The 1827-nt window shown below is 32.8% G+C and carries 2 protein-coding genes; both read left to right on the forward strand.

Annotation, left to right across the window (positions count from 1 at the left end):
* A partial coding sequence (locus H2672_RS19015; protein WP_186673962.1) for a tyrosine-type recombinase/integrase occupies nt 1-754 on the forward strand: 754 nt, incomplete at its 5' end.
* 171 nt (nt 755-925) lie between these two features.
* On the forward strand, nt 926-1759 hold the full coding sequence (locus tag H2672_RS19020) for an abortive infection family protein (RefSeq protein ID WP_186673964.1): 834 nt from the start codon (nt 926-928) through the stop codon (nt 1757-1759).
* The last annotated feature ends 68 nt before the right edge of the window (nt 1760-1827 follow it).

Below are 1827 nucleotides of genomic sequence, written 5' to 3' on the forward strand. Positions count from 1 at the left end.
TGTACGCAGTTACCTAGTTGATTGTCAGGAGAGAGGGAATAAGCCAGGTACAATTAATACAAAAATCATGAGAATCCGAGCGTTCTTCAATTATCTTATCGAAGAAAAAATAGTAAATGAAAACATGGCACTTAAAGTGAAATTACAAAAAGAAGATGTGAAAATTGATGTATTTACGGATGAACAGATATATCAAATGCTAGCTTACTATAGGAGTTTAAGACGTAAGGAGAAGAGTTACTTCAGTTACCGTGGCTACTTGTTAATTATGCTGCTACTTGGAACGGGAGTGAGGCGAAAAGAAGCAATAAATCTCAAATGGTCAGATATTGATATGCCAAATGTAACGATGAGTGTTCACGGTAAAAACCGTCAATATGAAACAGTGTTTATGACTGAAAAGCTAGTTAAGGAACTTTCTGTGTATAAGGTGTTCTGTAAGAATTTTTTTGGTGTCGAGAATGAATATGTGTTCTTGAATCGTGATAACACTCCTATGACAGACAACTCCATTATGTTGGTGTTTAAGAACCTACAGAACCACATGAATTTTAAGGATGTAAGGGTTAGCCCACATACTTTTAGACATACGTTTTGTCATCGACTTGCAATGAGTGGTATGTCTGCATTTGCAATACAGAAGATGATGCGCCATAAAAATATCAATGTAACAATGCGATATGTTGCTATGTGGGGTAATGAATTGAAAGAGCAAAATGACAAACACAATCCTTTGAATAATTTGGATATATAAACTAGTGGGCAGCGAAATGCTGCTCTTTTTTGCTTAAACAAATAGATTGCTGCAATATGTAATCATATAGTTTGCATATGAGCCATTATATATGAATAAATAATTTCATATTTATGGTAACATTAACTAAAAGGGATATAATTGGAATACTAATATAAAAGGGGATATTGTATGAATAAATCAGTAGAATATCTTGAGAGTTCGAAGAATAAAATTAGGTCTACATTTGACGACTATTGTGAAGCTAGTTATTCAAAAATACAAACGCAATACAATCCTAATAAGTATATATCTGATAAGGAATTTCAAAGTATTAGGTTACTGATAATTAAGCTATCAAAGGAGCAAGAAATTGAAGTGCCAACAGAGATTGACAATGCGAGGACAGTAAGAGAATTTATTGAGGAACTTACTTTTGATAAACGTTGGGAACATGAATATGTAGATAATTACTTGAAGAATTTATTTAATAAACACTGTAATTATCTTGAGAAAAATATGTATGAGGTAGAAATTGTTAAAATTGATTGCGAGTTGCCAAAGGAATTACACTATATTAACATTGTTGAGGATTTAAACAAATGCGACAAAAAGCTATTAGAGCAAGATTATAGAGGCGCAATCACTTCAGCACGTACAGTAGTGGAAGGTGTGATGAAGGAAATACTAACAATTTTAGGCGAAGATGTTTCCGAGGCAAATCCTAATTTTCCAAGGTTATTTAACGACCTTTCTAAGAAATTGAATATGGATGCAAGTAAGAAGGGATTAGATAATCCATTGAAAGAAATAATATCGGGATTGAACAAGATTATTAACGGATTAAATGAACTTAGGAACATGAGTGGCGATGGTCATTCTAAACAATTACAACCCTTATTCCACCATGCAGTACTTGCAGTGAATTCAGCTAAAACTGTTACTAGCTTCTTATTTCACACATTTGAGTATCAGAAAGAGAAAGGTCTAATACTTGAAAAGGATTTAATAAAGGGCGGATTTTGATAGTGAGAGGATTTTGCATTTGCGTTGAAATAATATTCTCTATATAAAGGCTAGTGTTAATTTTCTTC

The sequence above is a fragment of the Sporosarcina sp. BP05 genome (assembly GCF_014282005.1).
GTDB lineage: Bacteria > Bacillota > Bacilli > Bacillales_A > Planococcaceae > Sporosarcina.

Excerpts from the sequence above, each read along its gene's own strand:
- H2672_RS19020 (WP_186673964.1), top strand. The coding sequence starts at position 926 with ATGAATAAATCAGTAGAATATCTTGAGAGTTCGAAGAATAAAATTAGG.